Genomic DNA, 22505 nt, shown 5'->3' with positions numbered 1-22505 from the left:
ATACGAATAAAAGCTTTAATCTTTCTGCCTTTAGCTACCTTAAAAGATTATAAACCACAAAGCTGGCTACATAAGCCAGCACGGTCATGTAAGCAAATTGTATAGCGGGCCAGCGCCAGCTTTTGGTTTCGCGGTACACAACAGCTACCGTGCTTGCACATTGCATGGCAAAAGCATAAAACATCATGAGCGAGAATGCTACTGCAAAAGTAAATACCGGCTGCCCGGTTTGTGTGTTTTTGGCCTGGTGCATTTTCTGCTGTACAGACTGTATATCATCGGCATTGCCGTTTACGCTATAAATGGTGGCCATGGTACCTACAAAAACTTCGCGGGCCGCAAATGATGTTATCAGGGCGATGCCGATCTTCCAGTCAAAACCCAATGGACGGATAGCAGGCTCAATAACATGGCCCAATTCTCCGGCATAAGAGCTTTCCAGCTTTTCGGATGCGATGTTTTTATTTAGCTGGTCGGCGCTGATGTTTTGGGTGTATTGCGGTTGTTTGTATTTGGCGTCTATTTTTTCAAACCTGTCGCCCGGCCCATAGGATGCCATCACCCATAATATAATAGATACGGCTATAATAACCTTGCCCGCCTGTAAAACAAACGATTTAGAGCGGTCATACATAGAGTAAGCCACATTGTTCCACCGTGGCATGCGGTATACGGGTAGCTCCATGATAAAATATCCGCGTTCGCGGCTTTTTAAAATAAACTTAAATACCCAGGCCACTACCACTGCCGATACCAGGCTAAACACATACATGCCCGTTAACGCCAACCCTTGAAGGTTAAACAGCCACCAAACATTTTTATTAGGTACAACCAAGGCTATAAGCAATGTATAAACCGGCAAGCGGGCAGAGCAGGTTACCAATGGTGTAACCATTATGGTTATCATGCGGTCCTTCCAATTCTCGATGGTACGGGTGCTCATTATGGATGGTACCGCGCAGGCAAAACCACCAATTAGCGGCACTACCGATTTACCATTCAAGCCAACTTTACGCATCAGTTTATCCATCATAAAAGTAACGCGCGACATATAGCCGGTATCTTCCAGTATGGATATAAAGGCAAATAAAATGGCAATCTGCGGTATAAATACCATTACACCGCTAAGCCCGGCAATAATGCCGTCAACCAGTAAATTTACTAATGGCCCGGCGGGTAAAATATGGTGTAATGAATTTTGTACCCATACAAAGGCATCAGCAATAAGTTCCATTGGATATGCGGCCCACGAAAATATGGCTTGGAACATAAACATCAGGATGGCGAAGAATAGGATAAAACCCAATATCTTATGGGTAAGTACCTTATCTATCTTATTGCTTAGTGTTTCATCTTGAGCGGTATCGGGTACTTTTACGGTATCGTATAGCAGATCATTTATAAAACTATAACGTGCAATGGTTTCACTGCCTTGCGCTTTCTGCGAATGGAAACCGTGTTCCTTTTCAAGCGCTTCAATTCTGTCCGACTGCTCAGTCGACAAAAATTTAAGCGTTTCATGCTGATGGGCAAGCTGTAAAGCAAAGTATGGATTATCAAGATTAAGCTCTTTGCTGATACTTTCTATCAGTTGCGGGGCTATTGATCTGACATCTATGCTATCTTCCTGCAAAGCAACCTTGTTGGAATATGAAACAGCGGTTTTAAGCTGATCTATGCCTTCGGTTCTCCTAGCCGAAATGGGCACTACGGGAACCCCCAGGCTTTTAGCAAACAGATCAACATCAATGGTAATACCTGATTTTTTGGCAAGGTCCATCATGTTAAGCGCAATAATTACAGGGATCTTTAAATCGGCAACCTGGCTATAGAGTAGTAAATTTCTTTTAAGATTTGATGCGTCAAGAATGACGATAACCAGATCGGGCGTTAACGGATTATGCCTGTCGGCCAATACAGAAAATACGATAGATTCGTCCTGGCTTTTGGGGTATAGACTATAAGTGCCGGGCAGGTCAACTACTTCGGCAGTACGGCCATCGGGCAATTTGGTATACCCTACCTTTTTATCAACAGTAACCCCCGGAAAATTTCCTATTTTTTGATTTAACCCGGTTAGTACATTAAAGAGAGTTGATTTACCGGTGTTTGGATTTCCTACAAGCGCAACTCTTATATCAGCTTTCAATTAAATAAAAACTAGTGCAAAATTATGGTTGATGCTTCGCGTTTACGTAAACTCAACTGGTATCCCGATACGTTTATGGCAATCGGGTCGCCAAGCGGAGCAATACGATCAACTCTTATTTCTTCGCCAGGTAAGCATCCCATCTCCATTAATTTAACCGACATTTCCAGATCGGTAAATTCCTTTACGATACCTTTTTCTCCTACTTCAAGTTGCGAAAGCCTCATATATTATACGTTAACTGAGCAAATGTATATCTTATTTAAATTAAATCCAAATAAGGATAGTCTGTTTTATGTAAATAGATATCTTATTGTAACAATAACACTATCTGAAAAAAAACTTTCATGTATAGACAACTGTTTCATAAAATTTTACGTTCTTTGTGATATTATCTGTAAGCTCTGCTTACAATGTGATAAGGTTTAGGTTGAAAGTCCCCAAACAGCGAGTGTGCGGGGACTTTTATTTCGCCTTAATTTTTACATTTACTGCGTGAGACACCTAAAAGAAACACTATACCAACAATGCCTTGATTATGTGCAGCAGCGCATGGATGCTGCCGAACTGGGAATAAAAGAAGCGCAACAAGCATCAAAAGACGACACCAAAAGCAGCGCCGGCGATAAGTACGAAACCGGGCGCGAAATGGCCCAACAGGAAACTAACCGCAACATGGCCCAGTTAACAGAGGCTAACAAACTTAAAATCGCATTAAACTCAATTACAACCCAACCCACAATAAAGTTGGTTGAAACCGGCAGCGTGGTAATTACCAATAATGGCAATTTTTATATTGCGATAAGCGCCGGCACCTTAACGGTTAATGATAAAGCTTACTTTGCTATTTCACCGGCATCGCCCATTGGTTTTAAAATGAAAGGGCTTAAAATTGGCGATATTTTTGAGCTGAATGGCACGACTTATAAGATAGATAGCATTTTATAAGCTATCCGTCAATAAAAGATTTGGTAATTGATATTAATCTCGTTTCTTTATCAACCAATAAAAACCAATCGTATTACAAATGGATACTCCACAAGCCCTGCCCATACTAGATGCTGCCGAACTACGCGTTTTAGGCTCATTGATGGAAAAATGTAAAGCCACGCCCGATTATTATCCTATGACACTTAATGGCCTTGCGGCCGCATGTAATCAAAAAACATCGCGCAAGCCGGTGGTACAGTTTGATGATGAAACAGTAATGCAGGCATTAAACACCTTAAAAAGACGCGGGTTGATATCGACAGCAACGGGAGGTTCTATACGATCAGTAAAATACAAGCATAATTTTGCCATTGTGTTCCCATTGATACCGTCAGAGCTGGCTATAATGTGCCTGCTGATGTTGCGCGGGCCACAAACACCGGGCGAATTAAATACCAACTCGGGCAGGTTGTATGAGTTTGACTCGATAGAAGAGGTACAGGAAGTATTAGATAAATTGGCTGGTGGCGATATGCCCTACCTGGTACAACTACCCAAACGCCCCGGACAAAAAGAAGCGCGTTACGCGCATTTGCTGGCCGGCGTACCCGAAATAAGCGATGATGATTATGACGATCAGCCATCCGGTCGTGCAGATAGTGGTTTAGAAACACGCCTGGCAAAAGTAGAACAGGAACTGGCCGAGCTTAAAGAAGCTTTTGATAAGTTAATGAAAGAGCTAACCTAAGCCATAATTGCTTATACTCTTATCTACGTTGCCGATTGATAAATCGGTGTAATTAAATTATCATATTAAACAAAAAACGATGGCTCAAACCCGTCGTTTTTTGTTATGTAAGGGTTAATTATCTTAATAAATAAAACTACCATCGCCACGACGGTTCATGTTGCGGCCATTACGTTGCGGTGTACCGCTCCATTTTTGCAGGTTAAGACGTAGGCCTACCATAAAGTAACGGCTTAATGTGTTTGATATGGTATTGGTTTCGCCCGTTCCGGTTACTACTTTCTGCAAATAGTTGTTTTGGTGCAGCAAGTCATAAACATTAAAGGTAAACACCAGGTTTTTTTTGGCCAGAAACTCTTTTTCAAAACCCGCATTGATAATTAAAGGCGTAGTGTTACCGCCGCTTATACCACTAATAAATCTTTTAGTAGCATCATAGTTTATCTGCCAGGTTTTAAAAAAATACATGCGGCCTTGCAAGCCCAGTGAAGAGGTTTCTAATTGGGTTGCAGCATTGGTTAAACCAGTGCTTGCCAATGTCTTGTTCAGGCCCGGATCTGGTATATCGGGCAGCGAAGTGAAATAGCGTGCTATATCATAGCCAATATATGGATTGATCTCGAAATCTTCTGAAGGGGTTATACGTGGTCCAAAACGTTCATCAAGTCTCCACGTAGTTTGATGATATACCAGGTTACTGCGCATTTGCGGCGAGAACGAATAAGTTACGTTTCCGTTCAACGCCAGATTTATCGCCCGATTTTCTGATTGTTTTGAGATAGAATATCTGCCAACTACAGATTGGGTACCGCCAATATTACGATATTCAGTTTCGGTTATTTTACGGCCGTTTACAGTTGGTGTATTATTGTTTTGAACGATGGCATTATCTACCTGGCTTGCAATAACACCAAATGACACATTGAATTTTGAGTTTGCGAAATAGTTATTGTACTGTGCATTAAGCGAGTTGGTGAAGGATGGTTTAAGGTTTGGATTACCCACAATGACATGTCCCGGATTTGATATATCTGTAAATGGCTGTATCTCGGTAAAGCTTGGCTCCTGGTTCCTTCCACTATAATTCAAGGTAAATCTTTCTGTACGCGACCATGAATAAGAAAAACGAAAAGCAGGTATAAATCTGAAATTATTAATTGATGTTGACGCATTTGAACCCACAGCAGCATTTAGTTTAGTACCATCCAAATTAAATGGCACCGCTGATGCTCCTAAAGATATATTAACCTTAGTACCCACATAACGGTAATCAATGGTACCGCGAGCCTCTGTTACTGTGTAATCATAGATACTACTGTACTGAGGAGCCAGCCTTAGAACGTTAGTCAACGTATCGTAAACCGATACCAACGAGTTGGCGCTATTGTATCTGTGGCTCCAATTTGCACTAAACTCTAATAACGATTTTGTACTTAACGGTTCTACATAAGTAATTGTAGCCTGCAAACTTTTGGTTTGGTTGGTACGGGTTGTAACATTATGTGCTATGGAGTCAAGTTTTGGTAATGGTATGTCTAAAGTCGCATCTGCAAAATAATTGTAATGAGTGTTTTGTTCGCTATTTGCGTTTGAGCGCGACTCGTTATAATCTATCTGAAATGAGAAATTACGTTTTGGCTTTTTAAACAAATGCAGATAAAACGCAGTTAAGCCATAAGTACTGCTTGAATTGACCGAAGAGTTGGTTCCGTTATCGACTCTGTGCTCAAACTTTGCCGTATCTTTGGCTGTTGCCGGATAATTATTTATCGCGTCACTGAATGACTTGTTCATAGACGATGAATTACTATAGCTATAACTTGGTGTTATCTGCAAATAATTAGCGCTATCCAGGTTAATGTCCATCTCAAAACGCAAATTGTGCGATTTGCTGTCATTTTCTGAGGTACTATTATTCATAAAGGTACCGTTGGTAATATAATTCTTACCATAGCTATCGTTAAGCGCATTATTGTTTCTGAAATTATAAGCGTAGCTACCAATTACCTGTATGTTTTTAGTCCATTGGTCACGATAGTTAAACGATGGCGAGCCTGAGTGGGTTGTACCACCGCTAGGGCCACTGCTGCCGCCACCGCCACCTCTGGCGTTCGTTCCAACGCCAGATCCGCCGCCGCCATCATTGGTTGCGCCGCCCTGTAAACCGTTTGATGATACGCCCAGTACCGTGTTCCTTAAATTACCAATTACGCCCAATTGTTGATTAGCATTAATGCGTTGCAGAAAAAGCTGGCCATTATAACGCCCGGCGCTACCATATTGGCCTGTTACGCGGCCTGTTGTACCTACAGATCTATCGGCTTTTGTAGTAATGTTTAATATCTTTTGCGGGTCGCCGTCTTTAACACCGGTTCGTGCGGCCTGGTCGCCGTAGTCGTCTACAATTTGTATTTTTTCAACAATATCAGCAGGCAGATTTTGTATGGCCTGTGCTACACTACCGCCTGCATACTCTTTACCATTTAGTTTAGCCCGCGTAACCTCCTGCCCCTGGTGGGTTAATGATCCGTCTGTGCCAACTTCCATTCCCTCCATTTTTTTCAGCAACTCATCTACAGTAGCGTTTGCACGCACTTTATAATCGCTTGCGCGATATTCTACCGTATCTTCTTTATAAACCACACTCGGGGTACCGTTAATTGTAACGGCATCCAATTGTTTTGAATCGTTTTTAAGTGTAATAGGATCCAAAACAACATTCTTTTTAGTATCGCTGAATGCATATTTCTGCACAAAAGGTTTCGACCCCAAATTTTTAACCGTAATGTTAAACGTGTTTTGTTTCACACCTTTAAAAATAAATATGCCATCCGCATTGGTTGCTCCGCTTATTGTATCTGTTTTTGATTTTAAGGTTACTAATGCTCCAATTACGGTTTGGCCGCTTTCGTCTTTAATAATCCCGCTTACATCTCTTTTTGCCAAGGGAGGTAGCACCGTGGTTGTTGGCCGCTGTTGCGTTTGTGGCATCCTGTCTTGCCTGTCTTCCCTTTGGGCAAACAGTTGAACTGATAATAATACCAGACCGGCTATGATGTATAATTTTTTCATGTTGGGAGTTATAAATAGGTAATAGGATTTCATTTTTTAGCTAAAGTATATTTCCCCCAAAAGTCGCTGGGGCTTATCAGGTCCAAAAAGTCTATAGCGTTTCTGCCACCCGGACCGCCGGGGCCACCACCGCCGCCCGCTGGAGGGCCGCCGCCACCCGGACCACGACCATTGCCACCATTTATCTGAAATCCATTCAATTTAATATTGTAAGTCATTTCTTTGGCGTTATCCGTAGTAAGCCCTAGCAATTTAAGAGGTATGGCCATTTCTAACATTATAGCGCCAGAGTCCTCAAAACCTATAGCAGCCCTTATATTATATTCGTTATATATAGATATAAGGGTATCGGTTATGTTTTTGAAGCCTAAAACTTTAATTTCTTTAGCAGCTATAATAGTACGTTGATGAATGGCCCGCATCATTTCGGTATCTACGCCCGCGTTGCGGTTTTCAAACCGGTTTCCAAACCCGCCGGCAAGCCTCTGCGGATTTTCTATTACCGGGAAGGTAACACTATAGGCATCTTTCTCTTTCTTCTTACCGTCTGTGTTAATAGTCAGATCAACACCACCAGCAATGATCTTTGCCGTTGTTGTAAAGTCGGTTGATTTTACAACCAGGTAAATATTTTTGGCATCGTTGGCCATTATATAGGTGACACGGGTGTTCTTGTTATATGCTTGAAAATTGTCATTCCACTCGTTAAGCTTGCCATCAATTTTTATAGGCGATGGTGCTAGCATATTACCAAGCTGTATATCCTTTAATTTTTTAGGAGCAGCAACTTGTGCAAATAATGTAGTGCCGGCCAGCAGGAGCAAACTTGTTAAGGGGATAAGTTTTTTCATTAATTAGTTATTTAAAATATAGCCCGATTTAACTGGGCACGAACAAGGTTAATAATTGATGAGTAAAGTAAGAAATAAAGTATACCACCCCGTTGATTGTAGCGACAAATTTACGCATTGCAGCGACCAGAACTTTGGTGTTTGGACCCTTAGTTTGATAAGTAAATACTCAATTCGATGCTGAATGTATTATCCTCATTAACAATGTTTAGCTCGTGTTTATCCGGATACAAAATGGCTAATCGTCTTTTTACATTGCTAATGCCAATACCCGAGCTACCGTCTTTTGATTGGTCATTGGGGCTAATGGCATTGTCTACCTTAAAATGTAACAAGCGTGTATCCGCATCAATTGCAATAGATATGTTAATAACCGGCTCATCTATCATGCCGGTGCCATGTTTAAAAGCGTTTTCAACAAAGGGGATCAGCAACATCGGTTCAATGGTATAAAGATCCACATCGCCATCTGTATTAATATTTACTTTCACACTGCTGCCAAAACGCAGCATTTGCAGATTAATGTAGCTTTTTAGATATTCTATCTCCTTGCTTAAAAACACACGATTGTCGTCACTTTCATACAACATATAACGCATTAATTGCGATAGGTTCATGATAGCCGGTTCCAGATCATCTGATTTTTTGCGGGCCAGCGCTACCAGGTTATTCAGTATGTTGAACATAAAATGCGGGCTTATTTGCGAACGCAAAAACGTTAGCTCTGATTGCAGATGTATATTCTCCCGTTCTTTTAGCTGCTGCTGCCGCGCCCTGTTGTCTATTATCACCCGGTAACAAATACTACACAAAATGGCTACCAATGGCGATAGGATGGGAATAAAATTAAAAGGCTGGCCGCCAAATCCGCGGTGAAAGCGCCTTTCGGGATGCTGTGGATGATGACTGAAAAGCCAGTATAGGCCCAATAATACGCCTAGCCCAACTATATACCACACTACGTTTTTATTAAGCAGCGGATATACGGCATAGGTATGCAAATAAAAAACACATAAAAGCAAAAAATTAGCTGTTATAATATTGATTATAAACCTATGGTGATGGGCGCCTTCGGGAAAACTGGTATTATCTGAGGTTGCTATAAACGGCAGCACTAGTAGCAAAAACCATATTACAAATGGCATGGCCAATAAGAACCAACGATTATCAATCAGTTTTTTCATGCTACAAATAAAATGAGAATTTACCACACTGTAACATGTATGCGACATAAGCCCATATTGTTGCGACAAACCGGACTTATTTTATGATAATAACTTAGTATTATTGTACAAACCATTATATGAACTGTATAATAATAGACGATGAACCGCTTGCCCTTGAACTCCTCGAGGATAATATTCGCATGGTAGATAACCTGGAGTTGGTGGCCAGTTGCAGGTCGGCAACACAAGCCATGCAGGTATTACAAGAGCAGCAGGTAGACCTTATATTTTGCGATATACAAATGCCGGGTATAAGCGGGTTGCAGTTTGTAAAAAGCCTTACCCAAAAACCGCTCATCATTTTTGTTACCGCCTATGACGAGTTTGCGCTGGATGGTTTTGAACTGGACGTGGTTGATTATTTACTTAAACCTGTTGCTGTTGAACGCTTTTTAAAAGCTTGTAATAAAGCTATAACCTTATTTGAGCAAGGCAAGCGTAATACAGGGGCCGAAACAGAAAAACGAAGGAGATATATTTTCTTATATGCCGATTATAACCTCATTAAAGTAAACCATGATGATATTACCTACATAGAAGGGTTGAAAGATTATGTAAAAATTTACCTAACCAATGCGTCAAAAGCACTTATATCAAGGGTTACTATTAAATCGTTAGAAAGCCAGTTGCCTGTTGATGATTTTTTCAGGGTGCATAAATCATATATTGTTAACCTGGAGCATGTGCATTCTATCCGAAAGGGAAGAATAAAGATAGCCGATGTGGAGATACCATTCAGCGATAGCTATAAAGATGTTATTACCCGAATGACGGGCAAGCTTACCTGATTAAGCTGCTAATTGAAACGCTACCATATCAACCAAAGCGTCAACATCAAATGGTTTGTATAAAACATCATTGGGTGAGTGTTGCTGATTTATCTGTAATTCTAAACTATCGTTGGCTGTACACATAATAATCGGCAGATGTTGGGTTTCAGAATTACATTTAATCTCTTTACAGATTTCACGGCCATCCGCATCGGGCAATATCATATCTAAAATAACCAAATCCGGATGATTAGTTTTTATGTGGCTTAAAACTTCTTCACCATTATATAATGCTATAACTTCATAGCCTTTATTGTTTAAAATATAGGTCATTACCTCTATTATAAACGCGTTATCGTCCACAATTAATATTTTTTTAGACATGGCCTTATATTTTACAAATGTTATTACAAAAGCCATGCCGATTTAATGCTAGGTTAAAAAATTTGCGCAAATAAAACCAAGCATAGTTGCGCATGCCAGGTAAAATTAACGCTGAACACACCTTGTACACCAAACGCGCGGTTAATGCAACTTGCCCGTCTTTATAGACGGCTATTAAACTTGCCTTTTTAAAGCTAAGTTTAAATTGTACGCGGTACGGTTGATTGCAGGTTAACGGGTTTTATCTGAAATATTTATTAGATTTATCTCACCAATTATTATGACTTGGATACAACCCCTTGATCCGCTACATAACCTAACTCTTTCTGCCTTAGTAGGAATGGTGCCCGTATTGGTTATTTTTTGGGCATTGATCGTCAAAAAAACAAAAGGCTATAAAGCCAGCTTGATGGCCTGCGCGGTGTCTATTATTATAGCGTTAACAGTTTATGGTATGCCGTTTAAACTGGCATTTCTATCTGTCGCCAACGGCGCGGTTTATGGGTTCTTCCCTATTTGCTGGATCGTTATCAGCTCGGTTTTCCTGTTTAACCTAACTGTTAAAAGCGGACAGTTCGAGATCATTAAGCATTCAATGGCCGCCATTACTACCGACAGGCGCTTACAAGCTATGCTAATTGCTTTCTCTTTTGGCGCATTCTTAGAGGGTACAGCAGGCTTTGGCGCACCTGTAGCAATAACCGCGGCCATGTTGGTGGGCCTGGAGTTTGATGCCATGTACGCCACCGGCTTATGTCTGGTAGCCAATACAGTGCCGGTTGCATTTGGCTCGGTAGGTATACCTATCGCGGTGGCATCACAGGTTTCGGGCCTGCATGAAATGCAGATCTCACAAATGATAGGCAGGACGTTACCCATCCTATCCTTACTTACGCCGCTTTATTTGGTAATGCTAATGTCGGGCTTTAAAAAATCTATGGAAGTATTGCCGGCTATTTTGGTTTCAGGCGGATCTTTCGCTGTACTACAGTTTCTCACCTCTAATTTCCTTGGGCCTGCACTGCCTGATATTATCGCGGGCATTGGCTCTATTGTATGCCTGGTGGTATTTTTAAGATTCTGGAAACCCAAAACAATATGGCGCTTCGTTAATGAAAAACGGCCTTTACCCGTAGTAAAGGATGGTTATAGCATTAACCAAATAGTTACCGCATGGTCGCCATTTTTGCTGTTGACCGTAATTATTTTAACCTGGGGATTGCCGCCGGTAAAAGAGTTTTTGAATGCCAAAGGCCAACTGCAATTTGCAGTACCCGGATTGCATAATGCCATAGCCGACTCAAAGGGTGTCCCGCTGGCACATATCTTTAAATTCAATTACTTATCCGCAGCGGGCACGGCGGTATTCTTTTCGGCTTTAGCGGCTATCCCTGTCATTGGGTTAACTTACCGCGAGGGCATAACCGTATTTGGTGAGACTATGAAACAGTTAAAGTTTCCTATCATTACCATTATGTCTGTTTTAAGTTTTGCCTATATTGTAAACGACTCAGGCATTACCACAACCATAGGCGTATTGCTGGCTCAAACGGGTGTGTTCTTCCCATTCTTTGCGCCGATACTGGGTTGGCTGGGCGTGTTTATTACTGGATCTGATACTGCCTCAACAGCCTTGTTTGCTAAGCTACAATATGTAACGGCCACTAAAATCGGAGTCGCGCCGGTTGTTACCGTAGCGGCCAATTGCTCGGGTGGGGTGGTTGGTAAAATGATATCGCCGCAATCTATAGCTGTTGCTGCCGCGGCGGGTAATTTGGTGGGAAAAGAATCGGCCCTGTTTCGGTTTACCATTAAACACAGCTTTATTATCCTGCTTTTTTTATGCCTGATTGTTTTTGGCCAGGCGTATTGGTATACCTGGATCATTCCCCCGCCAATATCTTCTACGGGGATAGTTGGGCCACTGCCTGTAAATCCGGCAACGCCAGGGTATGTTTGGTTAATACTAACCACGCTGGTTATAGCTATATTTATAGCCGTAATTAAATTAACCGGCAAAAAAACATCAGCTTAAAATTAATATGAAAATAGTAATACTGGATGGATATACCCTTAATCCCGGCGATTTGTCATGGGATGCATTGAATAGCCTGGGTGATGTTGTTATATATGACAGAACGCCAACCGATCAAATAGTCGGCAGGTGCTTAGGCGCAAATATCATATTAACCAACAAAACTCCGCTTGACGAAGCTACGCTTAATCAGTTATCCGATCTAAAATATATTGGCGTACTAGCCACCGGCTATAATATTGTAAATACAGATGTATGTAAACAAAAGGGAGTAATAGTAAGTAACGTACCCGGCTATGGTACAGGCGCTGTTGCCCAGTTTGTTTTTGCTTTGTTGCTGGAACTTTGTCTGCATGTACAAAAACATAGCGATGCGGTAATTGATGGTAAATGGGCCAGATCTGCTGATTTTTGTTTTTGGGATTATCCTTTGATAGAGCTGGCGGGTAAAACATTAGGTATTATCGGCTTTGGTACCATCGGCCAAAAGGTTGCTGATATTGCTGCGGCTTTTGATATGAATGTTATAGCAAGCAGCCGAACACAAACCGATCAATCGCACCGCGAAAACTTTAAATGGGTAAGCTTGGATGAATTGCTGCAACAATCGGATATGATAAGTATCCATTGCCCTTTAACGCCCGAGACGCAAAGCCTGATTAATGCAGCGAATTTGAAGAAGATGAAACCGTCCGCGTTTCTAATAAATACTTCACGTGGCCCAATTATTAATGATGCCGACCTGGCCGATGCGTTAAAAAATGATATCATTGCCGGCGCAGGTATTGATGTATTATCGAAAGAACCACCACCTGCCGATAACCCTATATTTACTGCTAAAAATTGCATTATAACCCCACATATTGCATGGGCCGCCAAAGAAGCCAGGGCGCGGTTAATGAATACCGTTGTGAGTAATCTTGAGGCGTTTATGAATGGGGTGCCGGTTAATGTGGTTAATAAATAAAACTTATCGAAACATATTAATTATCAGACGGTTTACCTAAAAAGCAAAAAAAAGTAAACCTATGAAAAAGTTAAGTTCAATTTTAATGATCGCAACTGCCGGATTGATGTTCCAGGCATGCAACAGCAGACCAAAAGATAGCACCGCTGCGGCTGATAGTGTAAACAAAGTAAAAGACACCACTACTACCGGTAAAACGGGCATAGCGGTTGTTGCCGATGATGCCAAATTTGCGGTTGACGCGGCTAATGGCGGCATGACAGAAATTGAGTTGAGTAAGCTGGCTATAGTAAAAGCAACCAACGCCAAAGTAAAAGAGTTTGCCGATATGATGGTGATGGACCATACCAAAGCAGCAGGCGAATTAAAAGCAGTGGCTCAGGTAAAGAACATTACGCTGCCCGATTCACTGAATGCAGATTCAAAGAAAGTGGTGATGAACCTGTCTAAAAAATCAGGCGCTGATTTTGATAAGGCTTACGTGGATAAAATGGTAGCCGACCATAAAGCCACCGTTGACATGTTTGAAGATGGTTCCAAAAAAATAAAAGACGCGGACCTAAAAGCTTTTGTTGACAAAACATTGCCGACCATAAAAGGGCACCTGGATAATATAAATAAGATTAAATCAGGCATGAAATAATCATTTTATTGAAAAAATCTTAAAAAAAGCACATAATCAAGGCGATTATGTGCTTTTTTGATTGAAAACAAACGAAAATCAAGAAAAAATGATAAAAATTAAAGAAAAATCAATTTTATTCTACTAAGTCGATAGGATTATATAACTTTGTGGCCTTGTTACAATCGGACTAAACCAATTCGTTCTTTATGAGAATAATGAGATCAGTTAATTTTAGAAGGAGAAGTTTTAGCGGACTTCTCCTTTTTTAATGCCCCCGCTCTCTTTAGATGTAAACAAAAAAAGGTAAAGCGCTCGCTTTAAACCGGTATATTATTCATTAATGCATCATATAGTTTATCCAGCTCAATAGGTTTTCTTAAAAACCCATTGAAATAAGAATGATATTCATTTTGATATTCGGCTGTTACGTCGGCAGTTAATGCAAATATTGGCGTTTTGTTATTTGGGTTATCTGTTGAAGAAAGAATGATCTTAGTAGCTTGAAAGCCATCCATCTCGGGCATGTGTATGTCCATCAAAATAAAATTGAATATTTTTTGTTTTGATTTTTCAACGGCTTCCAATCCATTCTTGGCCGGCTCAACGGTTATTTTCCAATTAGCCAACAATTTGCTAATTACCATAGCATTGATCACATTATCCTCGGCAAGCAATACGGTTTTACCCTGCAGGCTATCTGTAAACTTTGAAAATACTTTATTGGGTCTTTCGGCGCGTTTAAGCTTCAGGTCAAAATGAAAGCTGGAGCCTATGCCTTCCTTGCTTTTTACAATGACATTGCTGCCATATAATGAAACCAGTTTTTTAACAATGGCTAGCCCCAGGCCTGATCCCCCCTGTTTACGGGTTGTAATTGACTTTGGCTGCGAAAAGCTTTCAAAAATGTCATCCAGATAATTTTCGGCTATACCTATTCCGGTATCTCTAACTTTAAAGCGAAGTTCATCATCGCATTCAATACTGCCCAGCTTTTCTACAATTATGTCAACTTCGCCAAAATAAGTAAACTTTATAGCGTTGGTAACCAGGTTACCTAATATCTGCGCTATTTTGGTTTCATCCATTTGGTATGAATCGGCAATACCGTCATCAACAATCAAATTAAGTTTCAGGCCTTTTTCACGTGCAAGGCTTTCGTATGTTTTCTTTATATTATCCAGTAATTGTTTAAAATTAGCGGGGTGCATTTCAAGGATGCTTTTTCCGGCATCCAGCTTGGTAAAATCAAGAATATCATTAATAAGTAATAATAAGCCGTTTGAAGCAAAACGCAGGGCGCTGATCAACTCCTGCTCTTCTTTGTCCACCCTATCCGTTAATAAGGCGGCTATAGTAATTACAGCGTTTAAGGGTGTCCGTATCTCATGGCTCATGGTCGATAGGAACTCTTGCTTTACAATAGCGGCCTGCTCGGCATGGTTCTTTTTCTCAATGATCTCGGCTTTTTCAAGCTGTAATTGCGCCTCTTTTTTAATCGCTTCCATTTTGTTAATGAGATCGTAATTCTCAATAACTTTAAGAGTTTGGGCGTTAATTACGCTTTCACGTTCTTTAAGATATAGTTCTAAAAACGTAAGCGCGTTAACCGGGTCATTTTCCAGTTTCAAAATTTCATAAAACAAATGGTAGCATTTAAACTTAACCATTGATAATTGATATTTCGTACTGAAATTAAGTCCTTTTTCTAATATTTCTTTTGCCTGATCCAACCGCCCCATCTCAACATACAGCGATGCCAGTTTATGATACGCCATCCCCAGCCCCAGGGTTTCACCCATATCCAGATGGATCTTTATGGATGCCTTAAAATCATCTTCAGCCAACCCGAACCTTTTTTGTGCCGTATATACTTTACCCCGGCCGTAATAAGCAAACGCTAATCCGCGAACATCGCCGGTTTGATTTTTCATGTCTATTGACATTTCTATCAATTCGGCAGCCTTTGCTATTTGTTGTTTTTTAAGGTAGACGCCTGAAAGGGGGTTATAAGCGTTTGATTCAAGGTTAAGATCGCCAGCTTTTTTAGCCGCCTCTATTGAATCCTCATAAGTTTGTATGGCATTTTTTTCATCGCCAAAATATTCATATACGGTACCTAGTGATTTATGCGACCGGGCCAAATTATGAAAGTCGTTATATTTACGATAGGTGTTAATACAATCAACCAAATTAACCAGGCCCAGATGGTAGTTGTTGGTTTTATAATATACGCCTGCTATGTTGTACTTGGCATCGGCTATGCCTTTGTCGTCATTTAATTCTTCAAAAAGTTTAATGGCATCGGCTGACATGCTGAGCGCTCGCTCATATTCGCCTAATATCATAGCGAAGAGCGCAGAATGACTAAGGCTTTTGGCTATTAATGCTGTATCATCCAAATCTTTACTCAAAACCAGTGCCTGGTGAGCAAGCTCGGTACTTCGCTTTAAATTATTGGTTCTGCAAGTGTACGCTTCGTCTAGTAATGACGTAACGCGTTGTTTAACACCTTGCTGCAGAGATACCTTCATGCTTAGTATACGGATAAAAAGTTGAAATGGTTTACTGTTTAAATTGATTAGGGATTAATAGACAGATATGGCCTTTGCATATAAAGCTACAAAACATTTTTTATAAAAAACATTGAGGCCAAGTGCAAATAATTTAGAAAGGAATTGCTGTAACTGTTAGTTAATTTACAGAATAGCCAGAAAGAAAATATGTAATTAATTAAGGCTGTTTTAAAGGATTAGCCCCTGTTATTTAACTAATACTTTATTAATGAAATTGGAAGATTTTTTAAAACAAACTGGTTTGAATGTTTGCCAGCGGCGCATAAGCCGACACATTTAATCCAACGATATGATAAACAGCCGTTTCGTGATAGCGCGATGCTACAATTATCTCGGCGCCGCGGGCGTGGGTATTAAATAAGTTGTGTACTAAGGTGGAGTCGTTATTGTCTTTTGACAGGTGCGATAAAAACAGGTGACTCATGTAGGTCGGTTTGTAATCAATAAACAAGGCGAGTGCTTCTTTATTAGATAAGTGGCCCTTACCGCCCCTGATCCGGCGTTTTAAATGGTAAGGATAACTGCCATTCTCCAGCATTTCTTCATCATAGTTGGCTTCCAGGAAAGCCGCGTGGCATTGCTGAAAGTGCAGGATAAGGTTTTCGCACACTGCGCCTAAATCTGTAAAAATACCGACTTTAATATCGCCGCAGGCAACGGTAAAACTATGCGGGTGCACGGCATCATGCAGTTTAGAGAAAGCGGTAATTATTAATTCGCCAATGCGGATGGGGTGGTCGGGCGTAAAATCAGTTACCATACCCTCATCCAATCTTAACCCACCATGAAGCAGGGTAAGCGGGGTTATATAAACCGGCAATTGATACTTTTTGGCCAGCACGGTTATACCCCGTATATGGTCCGAATGTTCATGCGATACGAAAATGGCCTTCACTTTGCGCATAGATAAACCCAGGCGTGCCATGCGGGTCTCGGTTTCGCGGCAGGATATGCCAACATCAACCAACACCGCCTCATGCTCATTACCAACGTAATAGCAGTTACCATTGCTTCCGGAATTTAATGAGGCTACAAATAATGACATTAATACAAATTAACCTGTTTTAGATGAGGATTAAAATTTTATCGCTCAAATTTATTTAAAGCATTAGTCCTAGTCCCGGCCTATTGCTCAATACATATTTACCATCAGCAAACGTGGGCATCTTATAGGGGTTGTTGGTGGTTAAAAACGGCCCGTCAATATCAGCCCAATCACACAAAGGGGCAAGCGCGGCTGCGGCTAATGATGCGCAACTGGTTTCGCTCATGCAGCCCATTAATACTTTTAATCCCAGTTCCCTGGCTTTCAGTATCATTTGATGCGCTTCATACATCCCGGCAGATTTCATAAGCTTTATATTGATGCCATGATACACTCCTTTCGCATTTTCAACATTAGGCAGGCGCTGTACACTTTCATCGCCGATAATGGGTATGGGGCTGTGTTGGGTTAGCCAGGCATTATTGTCTATATCGGTTTTTAACATAGGTTGCTCTATCAAAACTACGCCTTGTTCTTGCAGCCAATAGATTATATCCAGGCTTTTGCTACGATCTGTCCAGCCCTGGTTGGCATCTACATAAATAGGTACATTGGTAACTGAGCGGATGATATTGATCAGTTCTTTATCGCTATCGCGGCCCAATTTTACTTTTATTACTTTAAAGCCGGCAGCTTCTTTAACTTTTTGCAGGAAGATGTCCGGCGCGTCCATACCAATAGTATAACAGGTTACAGGCATTAAAGCAGGGCTGCTGTCAAATAATTGCCAGCAGGGTTTGTTTCGCAGCTTGCCTTCCAGATCATGCAGGGCAATATCAATAGCCGCTTTAATAGCGGGGTTGCCGGGTGCAATACTATCCAGGTAATTAATTATCGCTGCAAAATCAAAGGGAAATTTAAACTGATCGACATCAACCTTAACTAAAAACGCCGCCGCACTTTCATGGCTCTCGCCCATATAGGGTACCATGGAGGCTTCACCATAGCCTATATAGCCTTCGTGCGCTATATTAACCAACATCAGCGGGGTGGAGGTGCGCGAGAACTTCGCTATGGTAAACGGGTGCTTTAGCTCAAGCTCGAAGGGCTGCCAAGTTAGTTTCATAATATGGTATCGCTCAGCGCCTTTAAGTATTTACCCATTTGCCCGCGATTATCCATTTTGCCTTCTATCAACTCTTTTGCCGGCGGCTCTTTCGCCATCCAGCGATTTTGTTTTACAAAAGCGGTAAGCTCGTCAAGGCCATCTTCAGAGAATTGAAAAATGGTATAGTCCCACTTGCTGTAAAAGCCCAGCATCCACTTAAACTCATCGTCCAGCTTATCGGCCTGCAACAGGCCATTCAATGTTTCGTAAGCGTCATACATGGTATCTTCATCCAGCTCGGTTATCCCGGTTAATAGGTTAGGCTCGGCAATATAATACCAGTTTAAAAACACCAATCTTTTTAAGACTTCGGTTTTAACGGCTTCATCATCACTGCTTTTATACAAGTTTAAGTACGCGTTATGGATTGCTTTATAGTCGCCAAGCAGTGCAGGAGTGTTTGTTTTTTCGCCCGAAACGCCACCGGCGTGCACGTAATTAAACACCGAGCTTGCTGATAGCTGCAGTTCATTATCCGAAAGTTCATTAAGCCGGTTGGTCATAAGCAAAACATAATGTCAAAGCTAAATTATTCTTTTAAAATGATGGCTATCTTAGCGGCGTAATTATGCATGGCGTTTGCCTCACCCTAAATCCCTCTCCAAAGAAGAGGGACTTTTAAACGTCATGCATCGAAGTCCCTCTCCAAATGAGAAGGATTTAGGGTGAGGCTTAATTTATTTATAAAATGCCTGTAAAAATATACGCACCATTTGATACATCGAACTTTAGCAATAAGGTTTGCTTTTTAACCGGACAAACGCTTAATAGTGAAGAAGAGAAGATTCAGGTTTTTCCACAATGGCTAATGAGTTTTTACGGTTTGGAGGATAAGCCTTTTAAGCTATTAGACGAGAGTATGGCTACTTATAAGGATATTAGGCTGCCATGTGCCGCCGGTGTTAACGAAGCCTTTTTAGAGCCTTTGGAGACAGAAATAGCCGAAGCCTTTAATGGCGGATACGATGCTATTAAAGCGCTCGATGAATTAAAGCTTTTTCAATGGGCGGGCAAACTGCTTTATGGGATAATATTTAACGAGATCCAAGCCGGCATTCGCCAGCAATACGCGCAGGGCGAAGAGTTTAATATTTCGCAATCCATTATCCATAAATTTAGTAACCTGCATTTAATGCTGCAGAGCATTAACCTGCCCGTGTTTTTTGAGGATTTTACGCCTTACAGTATTTTTTTATTTAAGGTAGATAATAACGAGCAGGAGTTTGGCTATCGCGATGAGATCAATACGCTTACACTGGCTTTACGAATAAAAGATTTTGGGTTGATCATTTGTTTCCAGGACAATGGCGCCAACAAACAATATCATAAAGAAACGTTTGAAAAGATAAGCGAACAAACCTTACATCCCATACAGTTTGAAGAATTTAGCGGACGGGTATTTTATTCGGCTTATTTGTTTAACCGTTTGCCCGAGTATAATTTACTGCCGGTTGGCGAGGAGTTATTTATTGAAGCCATGCCGCTACGCGGTATGAGCAGCAAACCGCTTTTTGACCATTGGCAAAATAAAATTTACGGACAGGTGTTGGAGAATTTCTGGAAAAACTGGGGCTTCCTGCTTTTAGAGATTATTAAAAACCCCGAAGAGCCCGTGAGCTTTTTATTTGATGCCGATGGCAATGCCATTAATGCAGCATCGATTGCGCTCCCCCGCTAATCTGGTGTATAAATATTGGAATTATTGCCGGGTTTAAAATAATGGTGATAAACACGCCGCATAAAGCACCAAATAAATGCGCATCATGATTAATATTATCGCGTGAATATTTTGAGGCATAATGGCAATAAACCAAATACAACACTCCAAATAAAATAGCCGGGATAGGTATAGGCAATGGTATGATCATCATTTTGCTCATTGGCGAGTATAGGATATAGCTAAAAACTACCGCGCTAACTGCCCCTGATGCGCCTAGACTATGGTACCAATAATCGTTTTTATGTTTGGCTACCGATGGCAGGTCGCTTAATATTAAGCTGGCTATGTATAATACTCCGAATTGCCAATGCCCGATGTATGCTTCTAACTGAAAAGCAAAGAAATAGTAAGATAGCATATTAAACAATAGGTGCATCCAGTCTTTATGTATCAACCCGCTGGTTAATAAGGTAAATACATTTTTTTTACGTGATACACTGTAAGGATGCAGCATCATTTTGCCATATAGACTCTCATTACTGAAAGCTAATAACGAAACACCAATAGTAATAACAAAGATGAACGAGGCCACTGGAGCCAGATTTATATATTCCATTTATTTTAAATCGAGTTTGATATTTACCAACAAGCGGCCTACCGGGTAGCGAAGATATGTTTTTTCGAAATACGGCGAATTATGATAAACAAAATTTAACTGGGCGGATGCGCTTTTGGCTAGTGCCAGGTCCTTTAACTTTTCATTATCCAGCCTTTTGCGCAGTCCGGGGTCTTTTTTAAGTAACTCGGCAGCAACATCTTCAAAAACATAAGGCGAATATCCTTCTTTTGATGCCAACACCGAATCGAAAAAGTTCCACGCAAAGTAGGAGTCTACGCCTTGCGGTTCTAAAGTCTCAACAATAAAACGGTTAAGCGACTGGTTGGTATAAACCACATAATCGCCAGCATGAAATTTGATCTTCATGCTGGTTGGAGTAAGTTTTACGCTGCTATGCAGGTAATGCCCCTCGTAAGGTCGCTGACCGGTTTTGTAATCGGCTATGTAATACATTTGCAGGTAAAGCGTGGTATCGTGCGCCAACTGGCGCATGGCTACTTTGTTTAGCTTATATAAGTCTATTATCTTTCCCCATGCTTGGGGAATGATGTAAGCCACCGGTTTATCTGCCGTTGCTGTAGCTATGTAGTTATCAAAATACTTTATGGTTTTTGTATAGGGCTTATTTCGGTCATAATACAGGCGGGGTAATTCGCTTACTTCGCTTGGTTTATAGTCGGCGGTATAGCCTTTAAAAGTTAAGGTATCATAATTTTTCGTGTCGACATCCCAGTTTAGGGCAAATGTTTTTTGTTGCTTAACCTGTTCATCGGCTTTGGCTTTTACTTCGCCAATTAGTTTGGCATCGCGCTCGTTAATATCAACCAAAGCCTGCATAAAATCATACGTAGCATAAACACGCTTACTAAACTCTTTTAACATGTGTGTTTCGGTAATATAGCTGATGATGTTATGTTGCGATGTATATCCGGTTGCAAAGCGGGGCGTTTCTAAAAAGCTAATAATACCACCATCCGGCGATTCATCTTCGCTCTCTACATAGGGCGTCATTTCAAAGCCGCTTTTTTTCATCCGCTTATACAATTCAGGCGATAGTATTTTAGATGTGTATTCGGCCAGTATGGGGTTTTGTTTGTCTTTCTGCGTTTCTATCAGCGTCATTACATATTGGTAGTCTGCCCCATCGCTGGTGTGATTATCCAGGAATATTTCGGGTCGCCACGTATTTATTATGGTTTCTAATGCCAGGGTATTGCGGCTATCGGCTTTAATAAAATCGCGGTTCAGATCAAGGTTGCGTGAGTTGCCTCTAAAGCCATAGGCACTTGGCCCGTTTTGGTTAATGCGGCTCAGGCCACGGTTCATGCTGCCATCAATATTATAAAGGGTAACAATACAAATCACCACATTTTTAGGCAATGCATTCTTTTTAAGCAAATCGCGCGCAAACATCATGCTGGCATCAACGCCTTCCGGCTCGCCGGGATGTATGCCGTTGTTAATTAATAACACACGTTTGTTTTGTTTTTTAATCAGCCCCGGATCAAATACCCTATCGTGCGACAATACAACCAATGTCAACGGTTTGCCAATATCGGTCATGCCGTAGTTGATCAGTTTCATCTGCGGGTTTGTCTTAGCTAGCTTGTTGTAATAGCCAATAACTTCGGGATAGGTTGCGGTATAGTTTTTATCCTTACTTAACTCGAAGGGGGTTAACTGGGCTTTTGCAGCACCAATAGTTAAGCAGGCAGCCAGGGCAAATACAAATATTTTCATGAA

The 22505-nt window shown here is 41.1% G+C and carries 19 protein-coding genes; 7 read left to right on the top strand and 12 right to left on the bottom strand.

The window, feature by feature from the left end; all coding sequences use genetic code 11:
* Positions 1–34 precede the first annotated feature (34 nt).
* Positions 35–2149, bottom strand: coding sequence for a ferrous iron transport protein B (gene feoB / locus JWQ34_RS05035; RefSeq protein WP_299354817.1), 2115 nt, complete (start codon positions 2147–2149; stop codon positions 35–37).
* A gap of 11 nt (positions 2150–2160) precedes the next feature.
* On the bottom strand, positions 2161–2376 hold the full coding sequence (locus JWQ34_RS05030) for a FeoA family protein (RefSeq protein ID WP_299354814.1): 216 nt from the start codon (positions 2374–2376) through the stop codon (positions 2161–2163).
* 268 nt (positions 2377–2644) lie between these two features.
* Here JWQ34_RS05030 and JWQ34_RS05025 point away from each other — a divergent pair, with 268 nt between their 5' ends.
* Together JWQ34_RS05025 and JWQ34_RS05020 are read left to right on the top strand one after the other, a co-directional pair.
* The gene (locus JWQ34_RS05025; RefSeq protein WP_299354811.1) at positions 2645–3097 is read left to right on the top strand and encodes a 3-oxoacyl-ACP synthase; all 453 of its coding nucleotides are present in this window, start codon (positions 2645–2647) and stop codon (positions 3095–3097) included.
* A gap of 79 nt (positions 3098–3176) precedes the next feature.
* Positions 3177–3827: a YceH family protein gene (locus JWQ34_RS05020; RefSeq protein ID WP_299354808.1), complete on the top strand. Its 651-nt coding sequence runs from the start codon at positions 3177–3179 to the stop codon at positions 3825–3827.
* Positions 3828–3950: 123 nt separating this feature from the next.
* On the opposite strand, the gene JWQ34_RS05015 is transcribed toward JWQ34_RS05020, so the two are convergent.
* The 3 genes from JWQ34_RS05015 to JWQ34_RS05005 form a co-directional block, all read right to left on the bottom strand.
* Positions 3951–6899, bottom strand: a complete 2949-nt coding sequence (locus JWQ34_RS05015; RefSeq protein WP_299354805.1) for an outer membrane beta-barrel protein — start codon at positions 6897–6899, stop codon at positions 3951–3953.
* Between the two features lie 29 nt (positions 6900–6928).
* Positions 6929–7750 (bottom strand): hypothetical protein, encoded by an 822-nt coding sequence (locus JWQ34_RS05010; RefSeq protein ID WP_299354802.1) that lies wholly within the window; start codon positions 7748–7750, stop codon positions 6929–6931.
* A gap of 149 nt (positions 7751–7899) precedes the next feature.
* A complete protein-coding gene (locus JWQ34_RS05005; protein WP_299354799.1) occupies positions 7900–8934 on the bottom strand; it encodes a sensor histidine kinase in 1035 nt (344 codons plus the stop codon).
* Between the two features lie 119 nt (positions 8935–9053).
* Between JWQ34_RS05005 and JWQ34_RS05000 the strand changes: the two genes are divergently transcribed.
* Positions 9054–9764 (top strand): LytTR family DNA-binding domain-containing protein, encoded by a 711-nt coding sequence (locus JWQ34_RS05000; protein WP_299354796.1) that lies wholly within the window; start codon positions 9054–9056, stop codon positions 9762–9764.
* Here JWQ34_RS05000 and JWQ34_RS04995 read toward each other — a convergent pair whose 3' ends face one another.
* Positions 9765–10166 (bottom strand): response regulator, encoded by a 402-nt coding sequence (locus JWQ34_RS04995; protein WP_299354793.1) that lies wholly within the window; start codon positions 10164–10166, stop codon positions 9765–9767. It abuts the gene before it with no gap.
* A 244-nt stretch (positions 10167–10410) separates the two neighbouring features.
* On the opposite strand from JWQ34_RS04995, the gene JWQ34_RS04990 reads away from it, so the two are divergent.
* The 3 genes from JWQ34_RS04990 (at position 10411) to JWQ34_RS04980 (ending at position 13775) form a co-directional block, all read left to right on the top strand.
* Positions 10411–12165, top strand: coding sequence for a lactate permease LctP family transporter (locus JWQ34_RS04990; protein ID WP_299354790.1), 1755 nt, complete (start codon positions 10411–10413; stop codon positions 12163–12165).
* Between the two features lie 7 nt (positions 12166–12172).
* Positions 12173–13132 carry a D-2-hydroxyacid dehydrogenase gene (locus tag JWQ34_RS04985; RefSeq protein WP_299354787.1) on the top strand — a complete coding sequence of 320 codons (960 nt, stop codon included), beginning with the start codon at positions 12173–12175 and terminating at the stop codon, positions 13130–13132.
* A 61-nt stretch (positions 13133–13193) separates the two neighbouring features.
* A complete protein-coding gene (locus tag JWQ34_RS04980; RefSeq protein WP_299354784.1) occupies positions 13194–13775 on the top strand; it encodes a DUF4142 domain-containing protein in 582 nt (193 codons plus the stop codon).
* A gap of 299 nt (positions 13776–14074) precedes the next feature.
* On the opposite strand, the gene JWQ34_RS04975 is transcribed toward JWQ34_RS04980, so the two are convergent.
* The 4 genes from JWQ34_RS04975 to JWQ34_RS04960 all read right to left on the bottom strand — a co-directional run bounded on the left by JWQ34_RS04975 (position 14075) and on the right by JWQ34_RS04960 (position 18986).
* On the bottom strand, positions 14075–16288 hold the full coding sequence (locus tag JWQ34_RS04975) for an ATP-binding protein (RefSeq protein WP_299354781.1): 2214 nt from the start codon (positions 16286–16288) through the stop codon (positions 14075–14077).
* A 268-nt stretch (positions 16289–16556) separates the two neighbouring features.
* Positions 16557–17375, bottom strand: a complete 819-nt coding sequence (locus JWQ34_RS04970) for an MBL fold metallo-hydrolase (RefSeq protein WP_299354779.1) — start codon at positions 17373–17375, stop codon at positions 16557–16559.
* Positions 17376–17430: 55 nt separating this feature from the next.
* The gene (locus tag JWQ34_RS04965; RefSeq protein ID WP_299354776.1) at positions 17431–18441 is read right to left on the bottom strand and encodes a dipeptide epimerase; all 1011 of its coding nucleotides are present in this window, start codon (positions 18439–18441) and stop codon (positions 17431–17433) included.
* The gene (locus JWQ34_RS04960) at positions 18438–18986 is read right to left on the bottom strand and encodes a hypothetical protein (protein ID WP_299354773.1); all 549 of its coding nucleotides are present in this window, start codon (positions 18984–18986) and stop codon (positions 18438–18440) included. The genes JWQ34_RS04965 and JWQ34_RS04960 overlap by 4 nt, the downstream gene beginning before the upstream one ends.
* Positions 18987–19171: 185 nt before the next feature.
* Here JWQ34_RS04960 and JWQ34_RS04955 point away from each other — a divergent pair, with 185 nt between their 5' ends.
* Positions 19172–20161 (top strand): hypothetical protein, encoded by a 990-nt coding sequence (locus JWQ34_RS04955; protein WP_299354770.1) that lies wholly within the window; start codon positions 19172–19174, stop codon positions 20159–20161.
* Here the strand turns inward: JWQ34_RS04955 and JWQ34_RS04950 are convergent.
* Both JWQ34_RS04950 and JWQ34_RS04945 read right to left on the bottom strand, forming a co-directional pair.
* Positions 20130–20759 carry a rhomboid family intramembrane serine protease gene (locus JWQ34_RS04950; RefSeq protein ID WP_299354768.1) on the bottom strand — a complete coding sequence of 210 codons (630 nt, stop codon included), beginning with the start codon at positions 20757–20759 and terminating at the stop codon, positions 20130–20132. The genes JWQ34_RS04955 and JWQ34_RS04950 overlap by 32 nt on opposite strands.
* Positions 20760–22502, bottom strand: coding sequence for a M14 family zinc carboxypeptidase (locus JWQ34_RS04945; protein WP_299354765.1), 1743 nt, complete (start codon positions 22500–22502; stop codon positions 20760–20762). It lies immediately after the preceding gene.
* Positions 22503–22505 lie beyond the last annotated feature (3 nt).

It is taken from the genome of Mucilaginibacter sp. (assembly GCF_028288185.1).
Taxonomy (GTDB): Bacteria; Bacteroidota; Bacteroidia; order Sphingobacteriales; family Sphingobacteriaceae; genus Mucilaginibacter.
The sequence above is the reverse complement of the archived record's forward strand: the minus strand, read 5'-3'. Positions and strand labels throughout refer to the sequence as shown.